Here is a 247-nt window from a genome sequence, read left to right as displayed (position 1 = left end):
CATGCGTGCGCATGCCCCGCGCGGATCGCGCGGCAAACCGGTAATTCAGCGGGAAATTGCACGCGCAAGTCTCCTGAACGTAGCTTCGGTCGTCATGACGGGGCGCTTTTCAACAGCCTGCTAGAGCGTGTTAGGAACTTCGATTGAGACCTGGTATCCTGGCGGGATGAAAAGAACCGACCGCAAAGGGTATCCGACAGATGTGTCGGATGAGGAATGGAGTTTCGCGGCGCCGTATCTGACGCTG

At 57.9% G+C, this 247-nt stretch carries 1 pseudogene; it reads left to right on the top strand.

The window, feature by feature from the left end:
- Positions 1-166: 166 nt before the first annotated feature.
- Positions 167-247 (top strand): annotated as a pseudogene (locus AB4Y34_RS42540) (IS5/IS1182 family transposase); the annotation flags it as partial.

The sequence above is a fragment of the Paraburkholderia sp. BR10954 genome, from assembly GCF_040965775.1.
GTDB classification, from domain to species: domain Bacteria; phylum Pseudomonadota; class Gammaproteobacteria; order Burkholderiales; family Burkholderiaceae; genus Paraburkholderia; species Paraburkholderia youngii.
Note: the sequence above shows the minus strand (reverse complement) of the source record. Positions and strands in the feature narration are given on the sequence as shown.